Annotated in this window: 11 protein-coding genes and 1 riboswitch; of the genes, 4 read left to right on the forward strand and 7 right to left on the reverse strand. The window is 64.8% G+C overall.

The features are described from left to right. The first annotated feature begins 426 nt into the window (after positions 1 to 426). Positions 427 to 867, forward strand: a complete 441-nt coding sequence (locus AC5ZG5_RS38630) for a VOC family protein (protein WP_456646068.1) — start codon at positions 427 to 429, stop codon at positions 865 to 867. A gap of 35 nt (positions 868 to 902) precedes the next feature. Here the strand turns inward: AC5ZG5_RS38630 and AC5ZG5_RS38635 are convergent, their stop codons facing one another. The 7 genes from AC5ZG5_RS38635 to alaS all read right to left on the reverse strand — a co-directional run bounded on the left by AC5ZG5_RS38635 (position 903) and on the right by alaS (position 9,702). Beyond that, positions 903 to 1,436 (reverse strand): class I SAM-dependent methyltransferase, encoded by a 534-nt coding sequence (locus AC5ZG5_RS38635; RefSeq protein ID WP_456646069.1) that lies wholly within the window; start codon positions 1,434 to 1,436, stop codon positions 903 to 905. Between the two features lie 223 nt (positions 1,437 to 1,659). After that, positions 1,660 to 2,508, reverse strand: a complete 849-nt coding sequence (locus tag AC5ZG5_RS38640; protein ID WP_456646070.1) for an SDR family NAD(P)-dependent oxidoreductase — start codon at positions 2,506 to 2,508, stop codon at positions 1,660 to 1,662. 183 nt (positions 2,509 to 2,691) lie between these two features. After that, positions 2,692 to 3,708 carry an AraC family transcriptional regulator gene (locus AC5ZG5_RS38645; RefSeq protein ID WP_456646071.1) on the reverse strand — a complete coding sequence of 339 codons (1,017 nt, stop codon included), beginning with the start codon at positions 3,706 to 3,708 and terminating at the stop codon, positions 2,692 to 2,694. An 8-nt stretch (positions 3,709 to 3,716) separates the two neighbouring features. Next, a complete protein-coding gene (locus tag AC5ZG5_RS38650; protein WP_456646072.1) occupies positions 3,717 to 4,547 on the reverse strand; it encodes an oxidoreductase in 831 nt (276 codons plus the stop codon). 267 nt (positions 4,548 to 4,814) lie between these two features. Then, positions 4,815 to 5,285, reverse strand: coding sequence for a DUF2147 domain-containing protein (locus AC5ZG5_RS38655; protein ID WP_456646073.1), 471 nt, complete (start codon positions 5,283 to 5,285; stop codon positions 4,815 to 4,817). Between the two features lie 363 nt (positions 5,286 to 5,648). Further along, entirely contained in the window at positions 5,649 to 6,923 is a 1,275-nt protein-coding gene (locus AC5ZG5_RS38660; protein WP_456646074.1) for a cyclic nucleotide-gated ion channel, read from the reverse strand. Between the two features lie 106 nt (positions 6,924 to 7,029). Beyond that, positions 7,030 to 9,702: an alanine--tRNA ligase gene (gene alaS, locus AC5ZG5_RS38665; RefSeq protein ID WP_456646075.1), complete on the reverse strand. Its 2,673-nt coding sequence runs from the start codon at positions 9,700 to 9,702 to the stop codon at positions 7,030 to 7,032. A 203-nt stretch (positions 9,703 to 9,905) separates the two neighbouring features. Further along, positions 9,906 to 9,995, forward strand: a riboswitch (glycine riboswitch). Positions 9,996 to 10,128: 133 nt separating this feature from the next. Between alaS and gcvT the strand changes: the two genes are divergently transcribed. Genes gcvT through gcvP form a run of 3 tightly spaced genes read left to right on the forward strand, consistent with a single transcriptional unit; the run spans position 10,129 to position 14,535 of the window. Next, positions 10,129 to 11,274 (forward strand): glycine cleavage system aminomethyltransferase GcvT, encoded by a 1,146-nt coding sequence (gene gcvT, locus AC5ZG5_RS38670; RefSeq protein WP_456646076.1) that lies wholly within the window; start codon positions 10,129 to 10,131, stop codon positions 11,272 to 11,274. Positions 11,275 to 11,286: 12 nt separating this feature from the next. Then, entirely contained in the window at positions 11,287 to 11,652 is a 366-nt protein-coding gene (gcvH, locus tag AC5ZG5_RS38675) for a glycine cleavage system protein GcvH (protein ID WP_028163506.1), read from the forward strand. A 9-nt stretch (positions 11,653 to 11,661) separates the two neighbouring features. After that, the gene (gene gcvP / locus AC5ZG5_RS38680) at positions 11,662 to 14,535 is read left to right on the forward strand and encodes an aminomethyl-transferring glycine dehydrogenase (protein WP_456646077.1); all 2,874 of its coding nucleotides are present in this window, start codon (positions 11,662 to 11,664) and stop codon (positions 14,533 to 14,535) included. Positions 14,536 to 14,588 lie beyond the last annotated feature (53 nt).

A 14,588-nucleotide genomic window follows, 5' to 3' on the forward strand; every position in this document is an offset into this window, starting at 1 on the left:
TCGGATCATCCTCCGCGCAAGGCTGTCGGTATTCGTCGGGTATCCCGGATACTGACAATTAAAGTCGGATAGCAACCCTTTGAGTAAGATTAGTAGCGGTCTCGGTGCATCGATCGATTTTACCTCGGGCGTTGGTTTCGGCAATTGCCCGCTCTCTAGTTGGTTTTGCCGTTGTATCTGTCCCTTAAGCTGAAGAGAGGTAACGCCGGTTCCTGTGCGACTTTCGCAAGTGGAGGGCAATAGCGTCGCAAAAATCGGGAACTTCCGAGTCTGGCCCGAAGCAGACTTCGCCGCGGGCCAGCCCGCCTACCGTGCGACGGAGCGAGCTGGTAGCCTTGCAAGAGCCGAACGGCCAGTTGCGCACAGCTCCGCCCGGCCGAGGTAAGCGCTGCCGAGTGTGCGGCGTTGATGATAGGGAGTGGTGAGATGATACTCAATCCAGATCATGTTACGATCGCAGTGGCGGACGCCGGCCCGGCGATCGCGTTCTTCGCGCTGCTTGGCTTCACAAAGGATCACGTCGCGACGATCGACGGTGGCCTTCCCGCCCGGTACATGGGCATGCCGGGCATGAAAGCGCAGCACATCACCCTCGCGCTCGAAGGAGCGGATCCTCCTTTCGAGATCCAGCTGCTTGAGTTCGACCCGACACCAGGGACCGATCCGGGTGCGCACCCGACGAATCTGCGACAACGGGGCTTCAATCACCTCGCATTCCGCGTCGACGACATTGAGGCGGCCACCGCGCACCTCCTGGCCCACGGCGTAACCGTGCTGAGCGACGAGATGGACTATATCAGCCGAAAGCTGCGGCTCTTCGAGGGTCCTGAGGGCATCACCGTTGAGTTGGTCCAGCGGGGCGGCTGAGGCGCGTCTGGCTAGGGCCTCCTGGGCCCGCTCGGTTATAGACTTCCTTGTTTGCCCAGATCGTCGCCGTTGTAAGGTAGCTGTGTTCCCTCGATGCGCCTCTGTGGGCGCCGCCGGATGCGGTAGACGGAGGCCGGGGGAATATTCAATGCCGTCCTCGCGACGAGGCTGGCCTTCAGCCCGAGACGATCAAGAATTGGCCGTGGCACCGGACAGCGCGGCCCATACGTGAACTGATAGAAGGTGCCGTCATCGCGCATGTGGCGGAAGGCGCCGCTGAGAATTGCGATCACCTTGCGCGGCGACATCGACAGGAGCGGAAGTCCGCTGACCACCGCGGCGGCGGGGGCCATGAAGGGCTCGTATTGCGAAAGCTGACGCGCATCCATCCACAGCACCCGCGCCCTCGGGAAGCGCTCTTGCAGCAAACGGACGAAGTCCGAGCCGTATTCGACCAGCAACAAGTCGCGTTCCGGAACGCCGCGCCGGATCAGCGCATTGGTGAAGGTGCCCGTCCCTGGTCCCAGCTCGATGACTGGCCCGGCGCCGGGAACGATCTCCTGCGTCATCAGACGAGCCAGCGTCTGGCCCGACGGGGCGATCGCAGAGACTTGCCTCGGATTTGCAACGAAGGCGCGGATGAACTCAAAGAAGTCCAAAACGGCAGCGGAACCCAAGGAGACGCTCCTCTCTGGTTGCGAGTAAAATTGTTCGGCACGAGTTTCCGGATTTTCTCGACGAAAGCGGTCGACCTCCAGCCGACGCCGGAGCGCCGAGGCCGGCTCCTCGGCGCTACGATGCGATGTTGTGCTGCCTTGCCTCGCCTTGGGCGGCGTTGGAAAGAGCTTCCCACGCTTCCCAGGTGGCGAGGCGGTCGGCGTAGGCGGCACGGGCGCGCGGCAGACCTTCCGTGCCGACGAAGAACCGCAACGGCGGGTCCTCCGCGTCCACGATCTTCAGGATCGCATCCGCCGTTGCTTGCGGATCGCCAAAGCCGAGCTTGGCACCCGCCGCAAACACCTCGGCTCGGGTATTGCTGTAGGCCGCGATGACGGGCGTGATCTTCAGCGAGGACATGCTGGCAAATCCTGTCGCATACGCGCCCGGCTCGAGCATCGTGACCTTCAGCCCGAAGCCCTTGACCTCCTGCGCGAGGCTTTCATGAATGGCTTCGAGCGCGAATTTCGAGGCGTTGTAGAATCCAGTGATGGGCCCGGCGACGATGCCGGCGACGCTCGACACGCCGATGATATGGCCGCTGCCCTGTCGCCGCAGCAGAGGAAGCGCGGCCTGGATGACGCGAAGAGTGCCGAAGACATTCGTGTCGAACTCGGCGCGCACATCGGCCTCGAGCGCCTCTTCGATCGCCCCGACGAGCGCATAGCCCGCGTTGTTAAGGACGACATCGAGCCGCCCGAAATGCGCGAAGGCCTTGGTAACGACGTTCTGGACTGCCACGGCGTCGGTCACGTCCAACGCCAACGGCAGTACGGCGTCGCCATAGCGTTCCGCAAGATCGGCCACGTCCGCCAAGACCCGGGCGGTGGCCGCGACCTTGTCGCCACGCTTGAGGGCGGCCTCGGCCCAGATGCGGCCGAAGCCGCGGGATGCGCCGGTGATGAACCAGACTTTGTCTGACATGCGATCTTCCTTGGTGAGTTGACTTTCAGCAAATGCTGTCGGGTTCTTCGTATCGCTGGAGCAGCCAACCGGCAGTGGCGAACCACGCCAATGGACTTGCAGCAACCGCCAAAGAAGTGGGCCAGGCCGAAATCGAGGAGCTGCATGCAGCGGCCGCCTCAATGTTCATCCGGATTCCGTTGCCTAGTGAAGTTTGTTGCCGTGCAGCTCCCGCCAGCGGCTTGGCGTCACGCCTTCCCAATATCGGAAGGCTCGATAGAACGAACTCGCATCCTGATAGCCCAGGAGGCACGCGACTTCGTCAATTTCGGCCGACGGGTCGGACAGAAGCTGCCGCCCGAGCTCTTGGCGCGCTTCGACCAGAAGATCGCGGAAGCTTGTGCCCTCTTCGGTGATGCGGCGCTGAAGGGTGCGCTCGCTCAGGCCTAGATCACGCGCGACGTCCGACAGCTCCGGCCGTCCGCTCGCAAGGCTCCGCTTGAGCACGACCTTGACCTGCTCCTTGATGGAGCTGCGCGCCTGCAGTTCTCCGAGTGCGGAGGTCAGCGCCGGCGTGAGCATCTCGAGCAGCGCCTGATTGTATCCGGGAAACGGACGATCGAGATCGGTCGGTTTCAGGATGAGCGCGTTGCGTGCCGCGCCGAAGCGGATGGGGCATTCGAAATATTTCTGGTAGACGTCACCCTTCGGACGAGGGCGGACGAGCTCGACGCGCTTCGGCGTCAAATGCTGTCCGGTGCCACGACGCCCGAGCTCGACCAAGGACGCGAAGGTCACGTCCGTCGAAATCGCGGGCTCCGGCTCGCTTGCGTGAGGCCATTCGACCGTGACGGCGCATTCGTCCTTGCTTTCCGCGACACTCAATTGCTCCGGCGAGCAGAGCCGCTTGAAACGCGCGATGCGAAGCAGCCCGTCGCGGTAATCCTTCGCGTAGAATGCGACGAGGCTCGAGGGGGGATGCACCGCCGTGTCGGTCCGCTGCACCAGCTCGATTCCGAGCCCGGGCTCCGGCTTCAGCTCCTCGAGGGCCTTCCAGAGAGCAAAGAACTGATCCGTGGTGACATGCCCCTGCTCGTTCAGGTGCAAGGTCGCCGGCAGGCGCGCCTGCCGCAGCAGAACGGGCGCCGGCACGCCGATGCGCTCGACCGTCTGCCAGAAGGCCTGTGGCACCTTGCATCTGTCTGCGGCCGCTCCACTCATGGCTGGTCCTAGCGCATCTGGCTCATGATCACGCGATCGAACATGCGGTCGCCGAACCATTCGCGGATCTTGATCATCGGCTGGGCGTATTTGCCCGCAACGTAGCGCGTGCGCGGCTTACTCTCCCTTACGGCCTTGGACACGACATTGGCGATCACGCTCGGATCGGTGCCGCGGCCCTGGCCGTACGCATCGCGGGTCGACTTCGCGACCGCCTGGGTCAGCTTGGCGTAGGGACCTGCACCCGACCGCTTGAGCAGCCCATTGGCGACCACGTCGCCGAACCCCGTCTCGATCAGGCCGGGCTCGACCACCACGACCTTGATGCCGAAGGCGGCGAGCTCGAGCCGGAGGCAATCCGACCAGCCTTCGAGCGCATGCTTGGTGGCGTGATACCAGGCGCCCAACAGAGTATAGATCTTGCCGCCCATCGAGGTGATGTTGATGATGGTGCCGGCGCGCTTCTCCCTCATCTTCGGCAGCAGAAGCTGCGTCAGGCGGGCGGCACCGAACAGATTGACCTCGAACTGATATCGCGCCTCCTCGATGCTGACGTCCTCGACGGGACCATACAGGCCGAAGCCGGCGTTGTTGACGAGCACATCGACACCGTTCACCTCGCTGAGAATGGCGTCGACCGCCGCCTTGATTTCGACCTCCTTTGAGATGTCCATGCGCAACGCCCTGGCTCCGAGCTCGACCAGGTCATCCATCTTGTCGATGTGGCGCGCGGCGACGTACACCTGAAAGCCGTCCTTGATCAGGCGTTTTGCGATTTCCTTGCCCATGCCCGAGGACGCCCCGGTCACAAATGCTGTCTTCTTGCGTCTATCAGTCATCTCAACCTCTCAGTGGTTGGCTAACCCTACGGCCTCCAGGCGCCGCGACACTGACGAAGTCCGCCAAAAGACTTGCACATTGCGCCAACCGACGCCAGCGAAGCCAAACAGAGAGTTAACAGCGGCAGGAATTTTTCTCCGAGGCACTGGATGACAATCCCAACCAGGCCGAGATCCAGAACACGGCGGGACGCCTCTAACGGTCTCGGATGCTGGAGCCGCCGTGCGGCCCCGAACACCGGTTTCTGGCTTGTTGCGTCGAGCGCGTCATCCGCGAACGCGATGGAAGACCCTGGTCTGTCCCATGGCCGAAATGCCCAGAAACCCCCTTAGGTGCATCTTGCCGTCCTTGAGCGCCGCCTTGCAGTTGTAGGTGCGTCCGGAGGAGGCATCGTAGATCGAACCGCCGCTCCACTCGCCGTCGGCCCAGCGGAGACCCGTCACGACGACGACATTTTTAAGCGAGCGCGAACGCAGCGCGGGGTCAGGGTTGTTGGCGTCCTTCTTGAAGGTAACGTTGTCGGCCTCGACGATCTCGTTCCCGTAGAGCATGCGCGCCTGGATTTCCGATCCGGCCTTGTACATGTCGAGCTTGACCGTGCCGTCATCCGCCTCCCAAACTCCGACGATCGCGTCGGCCGGCAGCGGCTCGGCACTCGCCACAGGCGCAAGGAACAGGGCCGAGGTGGCGAGCGCGAGCACAAGCGCTGCGCGCCGTGAAAGTCGAGGTGTGTTCATTCTGAGAGTCCTTGATTTGTTAGGGGCGCGTAGGCAACCTGTTCGACACCATGCTCAGGCTATGGTGTGACCTGACCTCCGGTTACCTCACGAAACTGACCCTAGATGCTTGGGATGGGCTGCGCTGTGGCCGTAGACGCCAAATGAATTGCAGCCCCCGCCATTGGTCGAACCTCTTCGCAACGAACGCACTGGCGGAGCAGCCGATCGACGTGTTCTGATAGCCGCAGCCGTTCCTTATTGGCGCATCCGAGGCGCGAGGATCCGACCAGACGTCTGCTTTGCGCCAAGAAGCTGCCGCTCTGACGAGGTTGCCTCCTGCGTCGATATTGGCTTGTCTGCTCTTGCGCCGCTCTTCAGGATTCAGCGGGCATGATCTTTTGAATGCACAGCCTGATCGTCGTTTCCGCTGCTGCTCCCAGCCAGCTCCGCCTGTGCGATCTCGGCCGCGGCGATATCGCCCTTGCTGACTTCCCCGGTGTCGGCGATCCGCGCCTCTGCCGTTTCCTTCACATGCGCGGCCAGCGCCGGCAGGCGTTCGATCAAAGCGTGGAAATCCTGCGCGTCGAGCGCCAGCAGCCTCGTCTTGCGTGTCGCTGTCACGGTGCCGGAGCGGCTGGTGCGCTTGAGCAATGCGATCTCGCCGAAGAAGGTGCCGTCGGACAGCCGGACCCGCTGGCTCGGCAATTCGATCTCCACCTCGCCTGCGGTGATGAAATACATCGAGGACGCGACGTCGCCGCGGCGGACCAGCACTTCGCCCTGTTCGATGGTCTGGGCGCGCAACAGGCGCATGATATCCGCGATCTCGGCGGCGCCGAGATGGGAGAACAGCGGCACCCGCGCCAGCATGCCCCAGGTGACGACGAAATCGCGCCGGCGCACCTCGTCGGCGAAGGCGGTCGAGATGATCGCGACCGGGAGCGCGATCATGGCAAATCCGAACACGATCGCGAACGTCGTGACGATCTTGCCGAGCGGCGTCACCGGAATCACGTCGCCATAGCCGACGGTGCCGAGCGTCACCATCGCCCACCACATCGCCTGCGGGATGGTGCCGAACTTGTCCGGCTGGACCTTGTGCTCGATGGCGTAGAGCAGCGAAGCGAACAGCAGCACTGCGCCTGCGAGGATCACGAGGCAGCCGACCAGCGTGCGCCGCTCGGCGTGCAGCGCCGCCAGCAGCGAGCGCATCGCCGGCGAATAGCGCACCAGCTTCAAGAACGGCAGCATGCCGAACATCACCACCGCGGTCTTGTCGCCCAGCATCAGCGCGATCGCCGACGGCACGAACGCGATGAGGTCGATGATGCCGAAGCTCGAGAACACATATTCGAGCCGCGCCCGCACGGCCGTCGTCGCGTGCAGGGAGTGACCGGCCACGCTCCAGATCCGCACCGCATATTCCAGCGCGAACACGATGACCGCGGCGACCTCGATGGTCGTGAACAGCGTCCCGAACGAGGCGTCGAACTCCGGCACCGACGCCAGGATCGCCGCCAGCACATCGATGGCGATGATCAGGACCAGCAGCCCGACCAGGCGCGCGCCGGGCGTATAAGGCAGATGATCGTGTTCGAGCAGCTCGTAGAGCCGGTCCCGCAACTCAGGGGCACCGGTCTCGCGCTTGCCCGGCATGGTCAATGAGATCGTGATGCGATTAGACGGAATCGCATCACGATCTCATCTCTTTGCTTGAGCATGATCTCTTCGGAAAACCGGGTCCACTTTTCCGGATCATGCTTTACACGCCGGCCAAAGCTTGCTCGATCGCGGATAGCGCCGCATTGGCCTTCCCACCGTCAGGTCCTCCGGCCTGCGCCATGTCGGGCCGGCCGCCGCCGCCCTTGCCGCCGAGCGCCTCCGATCCCTTGCGCACCAGATCGACCGCGTTGAAACGCGAGGTGAGATCGGCGGTGACGCCGACCACGATGCCGGCCTTGCCGTCCTCGGTGACGCCGACGATCGCGACTACGCCGGAGCCGATCTGTTTCTTGCCGTCGTCGACCAGGCTCTTGAGGTCCTTGGTCTCGACGCCCTCGACCGCGCGCGCCAGCAGCTTGACGTTACCAACCTCGCGCACGCCGGCGTCCCCGCCGTTCGAGGCGGCGCCGCCGCCCATCGCAAGCTTCTTGCGCGCATCCGACAGGTCGCGCTCGAGCTTCTTGCGCTCTTCCATCAATGAGGCGATGCGCGCCGGCACGTCCTCGACCGAAGTGCGCAGCTCCTGCGCCGCGGTCTTCGCCAGCGCGATGGTGTCGTTGGCATGCTTGCGGGCGTAGCTACCCGTCAGCGCCTCGATGCGGCGGACGCCAGAGGCGACCGCGCTCTCGCTGGTCACCGAGATCAGGCCGATGTCGCCGGTGCGCCGCACATGGGTGCCGCCGCACAATTCCACCGACCAGCCAAACGCGTTCTGGCCCTGCTCGCGCGGGCCCTTGCCCATCGAGACCACCCGGACCTCGTCGCCATACTTCTCGCCGAACAGAGCGCGGGCGCCGGCTTCGCGGGCGTCATCGACCGCCATGACGCGGGTGGTGACCTCGTCGTTCTCGAGCACCACGTCATTGGCGATGTCCTCGACCCGGGCGAGTTCCTCCGCCGTGATCGGCTTCGGGTGCACGAAGTCGAAGCGCAGCCGGTCCGGCGCCACCAGCGAACCGCGCTGGGCGATGTGGTCGCCGAGCACCTGCCGCAACGCCTCATGCAGGAGGTGCGTCGCGGAGTGGTTGCGCCGGATCGCCGAACGCCTGCCGTGATCGACGTCGAGTTGCAGCGCGGTGCCGGCCTTCAGCGTGCCCTGCTCCACCTGGCCGATGTGGACGAAGAGATCGCCGGCCTTCTTCTGGGTGTCGGTGACGCGGAAGGTGACGCCCTCGCCGGTGAGCAGGCCGGTGTCGCCGACCTGGCCGCCGGACTCCGCATAGAACGGCGTCTGATTCAGGACCACCGCGCCGCTCTCGCCGGCCTTCAGGCCGTCGACCTCGGCGCCGTCCTTCACCAGTGCCGCGACCACGCCCTCGGCACGCTCGGTCTCGTAGCCCAAGAATTCGGTCGCGCCGAGCTTCTCGCGCAGCGGGAACCAGATGCTCTCGGTCGCAGCCTCGCCGCTTCCGGCCCAGGCCGCACGCGCCTTCTCGCGCTGGCGCTCCATCGCGTCGGTGAAGGAGGCCTGATCGACGCTGATGCCGCGCGACTTCAGTGCGTCCTGGGTCAGGTCGAGCGGGAAACCATAGGTGTCGTAGAGCGTGAACGCAGTGTCGCCATCGAACATGTCGCCCTTTTTCAGGCCGGCGCTCTTCTCATCGAGAATGGCAAGACCGCGCTCCAAGGTCTTGCGGAAGCGGGTCTCTTCCAGCCGCAGTGTCTCTTCAATCAGTTTCTCAGCGCGCACCAGTTCCGGATACGCCTGGCCCATCTCGCGGACCAGCGCCCAGACGAGGCGATGCATCAACGGCTCGCGCGCGCCGAGGAGCTGCGCATGGCGCATCGCGCGGCGCATAATGCGGCGCAGCACGTAACCGCGGCCTTCGTTGGAGGGCAGCACGCCGTCGGAGATCAGGAACGAGGACGCGCGCAGGTGATCGGCGATCACGCGCAGCGAGGCTTTCTGCTCGCCTTTGGGATCGGCGCCAGTGAGATCGGCGATGGCGCGGATCAGCGAGACGAACAGGTCGATGTCATAATTGTCGTGGACGCCCTGCAGCACGGCGGCGACGCGCTCCAGCCCCGCGCCGGTGTCGATCGAGGGCTTCGGCAGCGGATTGCGCACGCCGCCCGCGAGCTGCTCGAACTGCATGAACACGAGATTCCAGATCTCGATGAAGCGGTCGCCGTCCTGCTCCGCCGAGCCGGGCGGCCCCCCCCAGACCTTGTCGCCATGGTCGTAGAAGATTTCCGAGCACGGGCCGCACGGGCCGGTATCGCCCATCTGCCAGAAATTGTCGGAGCCGGCGATGCGGATGATGCGCGATTCCGGCAGGCCGGCGATCTTCTTCCAGAGATTGAAGGCCTCGTCATCGTCGATATAGACGGTCGCCGTCAGCTTGTCCTTCGGGAGCCCGAATTCCTTGGTGACCAGGTTCCAGGCCAGCTCGATCGCGCGATCCTTGAAGTAATCGCCGAACGAGAAGTTGCCGAGCATCTCGAAGAAGGTGTGATGGCGCGCGGTGTAGCCGACATTGTCGAGGTCATTGTGCTTGCCCCCGGCGCGCACGCATTTCTGCGAGGTGGTCGCGCGCTGATAGGGGCGCTTCTCGACGCCGGTGAAGACGTTCTTGAACTGCACCATGCCGGCATTGGTGAACATCAACGTCGGGTCGTTGCGCGGAACCAGCGGCGACGACGGCACGATCTCGTGGCCGTTCTTCGCGAAGAAATTCAGAAAGGTCGACCTGATGTCGTTGACGCTGCTCATAGCCATCCAACCGGAAAAGGGGCCCGGAATCCGCCACAAAAGGGTTAATCTTCCGGCCGAACGCTTTTAGACAAGGCGCACGGCGGTGTCCAGAAACTGTGCAAGCACATCATAGGCTTGCCGCGATCGCGTAAACCGGCCGTTGATAGTTGCCGCAGCCGCGTTGACAGCCTTGGCCGCGCCGTGTTTCCCTCTTATCTAGTATCAGTCACGTCGGGAGAGACCGGCCTTGAGCCGGCGCCGAAGGAGCAACCGCCCCGGAAACTCTCAGGCAAAAGGACCGCGTGACCACTGACATCTGGAAAGAGGCGCGTGAGGCTTCAAGCCGGGCGCGCCCGCCGACGGGATAATACTCTCAGGCAAAGCGACAGATGGGGCTTTTGGGTTTCCAGGGGATGGTCCCCAGGGAACCGCGAGGGCCCTACAATGCTTGCGCGAGACGAATCCGACCTCAAACGCACTCCGCTTTATGCGCTGCACCTCGCCCGCGGAGGCAAGATGGTGCCGTTCGCGGGCTACGAGATGCCCGTGCAGTTTCCCGCCGGGGTGCTGAAGGAGCACCTTCATACGCGCGCCGCCGCCGGGCTGTTCGACGTCTCCCATATGGGCCAGCTCGCGCTGCGGCCGAAATCCGGCAAGGTTTCCGACGCAGCTTTGGCGCTGGAGCGGCTGGTGCCGCAGGACATCCTCGGCGTCGCGCCGGGACGGCAGCGCTATGCCCAGTTCACCAACGCCGACGGCGGCATCCTCGACGACCTCATGGTCGCGAATTTCGGTGATCACCTGTTCCTGGTGGTGAATGCGGCCTGCAAGGCCGAGGACGAGACGCATCTCCGGCGACATTTGTCCGATGCCTGCGATATCGATTCGCTGTCGGGCCGCGCGCTGATTGCGCTGCAGGGGCCCAGGGCCGAATCGGCGCTGGCGAAAATTTGTGCAGACGCGCCGTCGATGAAGTTCATGGACGCCGGCCCGCGCCGCGTCGCTGAGTTCGACTGCTTCGTCTCCCGCTCCGGTTACACCGGCGAGGACGGGTTTGAAATCTCCGTTCCCGCGGAGCATGCCGAAGCGCTGGTGACCCAACTCCTGGATAATCCGGATGTGTTGCCGATCGGGCTCGGCGCGCGCGACAGCCTCCGGCTCGAGGCCGGGCTCTGCCTCTACGGCCACGACATCGACACCACGACCACGCCGGTCGAAGCCGCGCTGGAATGGTCGGTCCAGAAGAGCCGCCGCAAGGGCGGCGCCCGCGCCGGCGGCTTTCCGGGCGCGGACAAGATCCTCGACCAGTTCGAGCATGGCGCCCCGCGCCGCCGCGTCGGCTTGAAGGCGCAGGGACGCGCGCCGGTGCGCGAGGGTGCGCCGCTGTTTGCCGATGCTGATACGGGCGCGGCGATCGGCAAGGTGACGTCGGGCGGCTTTGGCCCCAGCCTCAATGCACCGGTCGCGATGGGCTACCTGCCCACCCCGCTCTCCGCCATCGGCACCAATGTTTTTGCGGAGGTGCGCGGCCAGCGCCTGCCGCTTGCGGTCGCCGCCACGCCTTTCGTTCCCAACACCTATAAACGCTAGAGGACACTTTTCATGACGACGCTCTACACGTCCGACCACGAATGGCTCAGCATCGAGGGCGATGTCGCCACGATCGGGATCACCGATTACGCGCAGCAGCAGCTCGGCGACGTCGTGTTCGTCGAGCTGCCGAAGGTCGGGCGCGCGCTAAAGAAGGCGGAAGCCGCCGCCGTCGTCGAATCCGTGAAAGCGGCCTCCGACGTGTACGCGCCGATCTCGGGCGAAGTGCTCGAGGTCAATGATGCGCTCGCCGCCGAGCCGGCGCTGGTCAATTCGGATGCCGCAGGCAAGGCCTGGTTCTTCAAGCTGAAGATCGCCGACAAGGGCGAACTCGGCGGCCTGATGGACGAAGCCGCCTACAAAGCCCACACCGCCTGAGAGGTTGCCATGAACGCGCCGTTCAAACCGACCAGTGAAGCCGCGGCCACCTTCGTGCGCCGCCACATCGGCCCCTCGCCGCGCGACGTCGATGCGATGCTGCAGACCGTCGGCGCCACCAGCCTCGCCGCGCTGATGGGCGAGACGCTGCCCTCATCAATCCGGCAGAAGGCCCCGCTCGATCTCGGCCGTGCGCTGAGCGAGACCGAGGCGCTGGCCCACATGACCGAGCTGGCCGCGCAGAACCAGGTGTTCACCTCGCTGATCGGCCAAGGCTATTCCGGCACGATCCTGCCGGCGGTGATCCAGCGCAACATCCTGGAAAATCCGGCCTGGTACACGGCCTACACGCCCTATCAGCCCGAGATCAGCCAGGGCCGGCTGGAAGCGCTGTTCAACTTCCAGACCATGATCTGCGACCTCACCGGGCTCGACGTTGCCAACGCCTCGCTGCTCGACGAGGCAACCGCTGCGGCCGAAGCGATGGCCCTTGCCGAGCGACACTCGCAGGTGAAGGCGCAGGCATTCTTCGTCGACCACGAAGTCCATCCGCAGACGCTTGCGGTGCTGCGCACCCGCGCCGAGCCGCTGGGCTGGAGCCTGATCGTCGGCGATCCCCTCACCGATCTCGACAAGGCCGACGTGCTCGGCGCCCTCCTGCAGTATCCCGGCACATCAGGCGCGGTGCGCGACCTGCGGCCCGTGATCGCAGCGCTGCGTGCCAAGGGCGCGCTCGCGATCGTCGCCGCCGATCTTTTGGCGCTGACGCTGCTGGCGTCGCCGGGCGAGCTCGGCGCCGACATCGCGATCGGCTCGGCGCAGCGCTTCGGCGTGCCGATGGGCTATGGCGGCCCGCATGCCGCCTACATGGCGGTGCGCGATGCGTTGAAGCGCTCGCTGCCCGGCCGCATCGTCGGTCTGTCAGTGGATTCGCGCGGGATGCCTGCCTACCGGCTGGCGCTGCAGACCCGCGAGCAGCATATCCGCCGCGAGAAGGCGACCTCCAACATCTGCACCGCACAGGTGCTGCTCGCCGTGATCGCCTCAATGTACGCGGTCTATCACGGCCCCGAGGGCCTCACTCATATCGCGCGCAATGTGCATCGCCGCGCGTCCGTGCTGGCGGCGGGATTGCGCAAGCTCGGCTTTGCGCCGACGCGCGAGGCGTTCTTCGACACGCTGACCGTCGAGGTCGGCGCGAAGCAGAGCGAGATCGTCGTTCGTGCGCGCACGGAGAAGATCAATCTGCGGATTGGCGACAGTACGCTCGGCATCGCCGTTGACGAGACCACGACGCCCGAAATCATCGAGGCGGTGTGGCGCGCATTCGGCGGTACGCTTGCCTATGCCGGCATCGAGACGGGCGCGCGCGAGGCGCTGCCAACGGAATTGAAGCGCACCACCGCGTTCCTGACCCATCCCGTGTTCCACGCGCATCGCTCCGAGACCGAGCTGCTCCGCTACATGCGCAAGCTGAGCGATCGCGACCTCGCGCTCGATCGCGCGATGATCCCGCTCGGCTCCTGCACGATGAAGCTGAACGCGACCACGGAGATGGTGCCGCTGACCTGGCCGGCGTTCGGCAGCCTGCATCCGTTCGCGCCGGCAGATCAGGCCAAGGGCTATCAGGCGCTGTTTACGCGATTGGAAAAATGGCTGTGCGACATCACCGGCTATGCCGCGGTGTCGCTGCAGCCGAATTCCGGGGCGCAAGGCGAATATGCCGGCCTGCTCGCGATCCGCGGCTATCATGCCGCGCGCGGCGAGGCGCATCGTAAGATTTGCCTGATCCCCTCCTCCGCCCACGGCACCAATCCGGCATCCGCCGCGATGGCCGGCATGGACGTCGTGGTGGTCGCCTGCGATGCGCGCGGCGACGTCGACGTCAACGATCTCCGCGCCAAGGCGGAGAAGCATTCGGCGAATCTTGCGGCTGTGATGATCACCTATCCGTCGACGCATGGCGTGTTCGAGGAGCACATCAGCGAGATCTGCGATATCGTGCATGCCCATGGCGGACAGGTCTATCTCGACGGCGCCAATTTGAACGCGCAGGTCGGACTGTCGCGGCCCGGCGATTACGGTGCCGACGTCAGCCATCTCAATCTGCACAAAACGTTCTGCATTCCGCATGGCGGTGGCGGCCCCGGCATGGGCCCGATCGGCGTGCGGGCGCATCTGGCGCCTTATCTGCCCGGCCATCCCGCAACCGATGGCGCCACGCCCCATCCGGTCGGGCCGGTGTCGGCCGCGCCGTTCGGCTCGGCGTCGATCCTGACCATCTCCTACATCTACATCCTGATGATGGGCGGCGAAGGCCTGACGCGCGCCACCGAGATCGCGATCCTCAATGCCAACTACATCGCCGCGCGCCTGCAGGCGCATTTCCCGGTGCTGTACCGCAACGCCAAGGGCCGCGTCGCGCATGAATGCATCGTCGATCCGCGGCCACTGAAGACCTCGGCGGGCGTCACCGTCGACGACATTGCAAAACGCCTGATCGATTACGGCTTCCACGCGCCGACCATGAGCTTCCCGGTGCCGGGCACGCTGATGATCGAGCCGACGGAATCGGAATCCAAGGCCGAGATCGATCGTTTTTGTGATGCCATGATCGCGATTCGCCAGGAGATCGCCGAGATCGAGAGCGGCCGCTTCAAGGTCGAAGCCTCACCGCTCCGGAACGCGCCGCACACCGTGCACGATATCGCCGACGACGAATGGAATCGCGCCTATAGCCGCACTGAGGGCTGCTTCCCCGACGGCGTCTCCCGGTCAGACAAATATTGGAGCCCGGTCGGCCGCGTCGACAATGTCTACGGCGACCGCAACCTGGTGTGCTCCTGCCCGCCGGTCAGCGACTACGCACAGGCCGCGGAGTGAGGTGACGCCGTCATTCCGGGGCGCGCAATGGCGCGGCCCCGGAACCTCGAAAT

The sequence above is a fragment of the Bradyrhizobium sp. Ses1 genome (assembly GCF_059512365.1).

What these genes read in the sequence shown, in the direction of transcription:
- AC5ZG5_RS38630 (WP_456646068.1), top strand. Translation starts at nt 427, where the DNA reads ATGATACTCAATCCAGATCATGTTACGATCGCAGTGGCGGACGCCGGC.
- AC5ZG5_RS38635 (WP_456646069.1), bottom strand. Translation starts at nt 1,436, where the DNA reads ATGACGCAGGAGATCGTTCCCGGCGCCGGGCCAGTCATCGAGCTGGGA.
- AC5ZG5_RS38640 (WP_456646070.1), bottom strand. Translation starts at nt 2,508, where the DNA reads ATGTCAGACAAAGTCTGGTTCATCACCGGCGCATCCCGCGGCTTCGGC.
- AC5ZG5_RS38645 (WP_456646071.1), bottom strand. Translation starts at nt 3,708, where the DNA reads ATGAGTGGAGCGGCCGCAGACAGATGCAAGGTGCCACAGGCCTTCTGG.
- AC5ZG5_RS38650 (WP_456646072.1), bottom strand. Translation starts at nt 4,547, where the DNA reads ATGACTGATAGACGCAAGAAGACAGCATTTGTGACCGGGGCGTCCTCG.
- AC5ZG5_RS38655 (WP_456646073.1), bottom strand. Translation starts at nt 5,285, where the DNA reads ATGAACACACCTCGACTTTCACGGCGCGCAGCGCTTGTGCTCGCGCTC.
- AC5ZG5_RS38660 (WP_456646074.1), bottom strand. Translation starts at nt 6,923, where the DNA reads ATGCCGGGCAAGCGCGAGACCGGTGCCCCTGAGTTGCGGGACCGGCTC.
- alaS (WP_456646075.1), bottom strand. Translation starts at nt 9,702, where the DNA reads ATGAGCAGCGTCAACGACATCAGGTCGACCTTTCTGAATTTCTTCGCG.
- gcvT (WP_456646076.1), top strand. Translation starts at nt 10,129, where the DNA reads ATGCTTGCGCGAGACGAATCCGACCTCAAACGCACTCCGCTTTATGCG.
- gcvH (WP_028163506.1), top strand. Translation starts at nt 11,287, where the DNA reads ATGACGACGCTCTACACGTCCGACCACGAATGGCTCAGCATCGAGGGC.
- gcvP (WP_456646077.1), top strand. Translation starts at nt 11,662, where the DNA reads ATGAACGCGCCGTTCAAACCGACCAGTGAAGCCGCGGCCACCTTCGTG.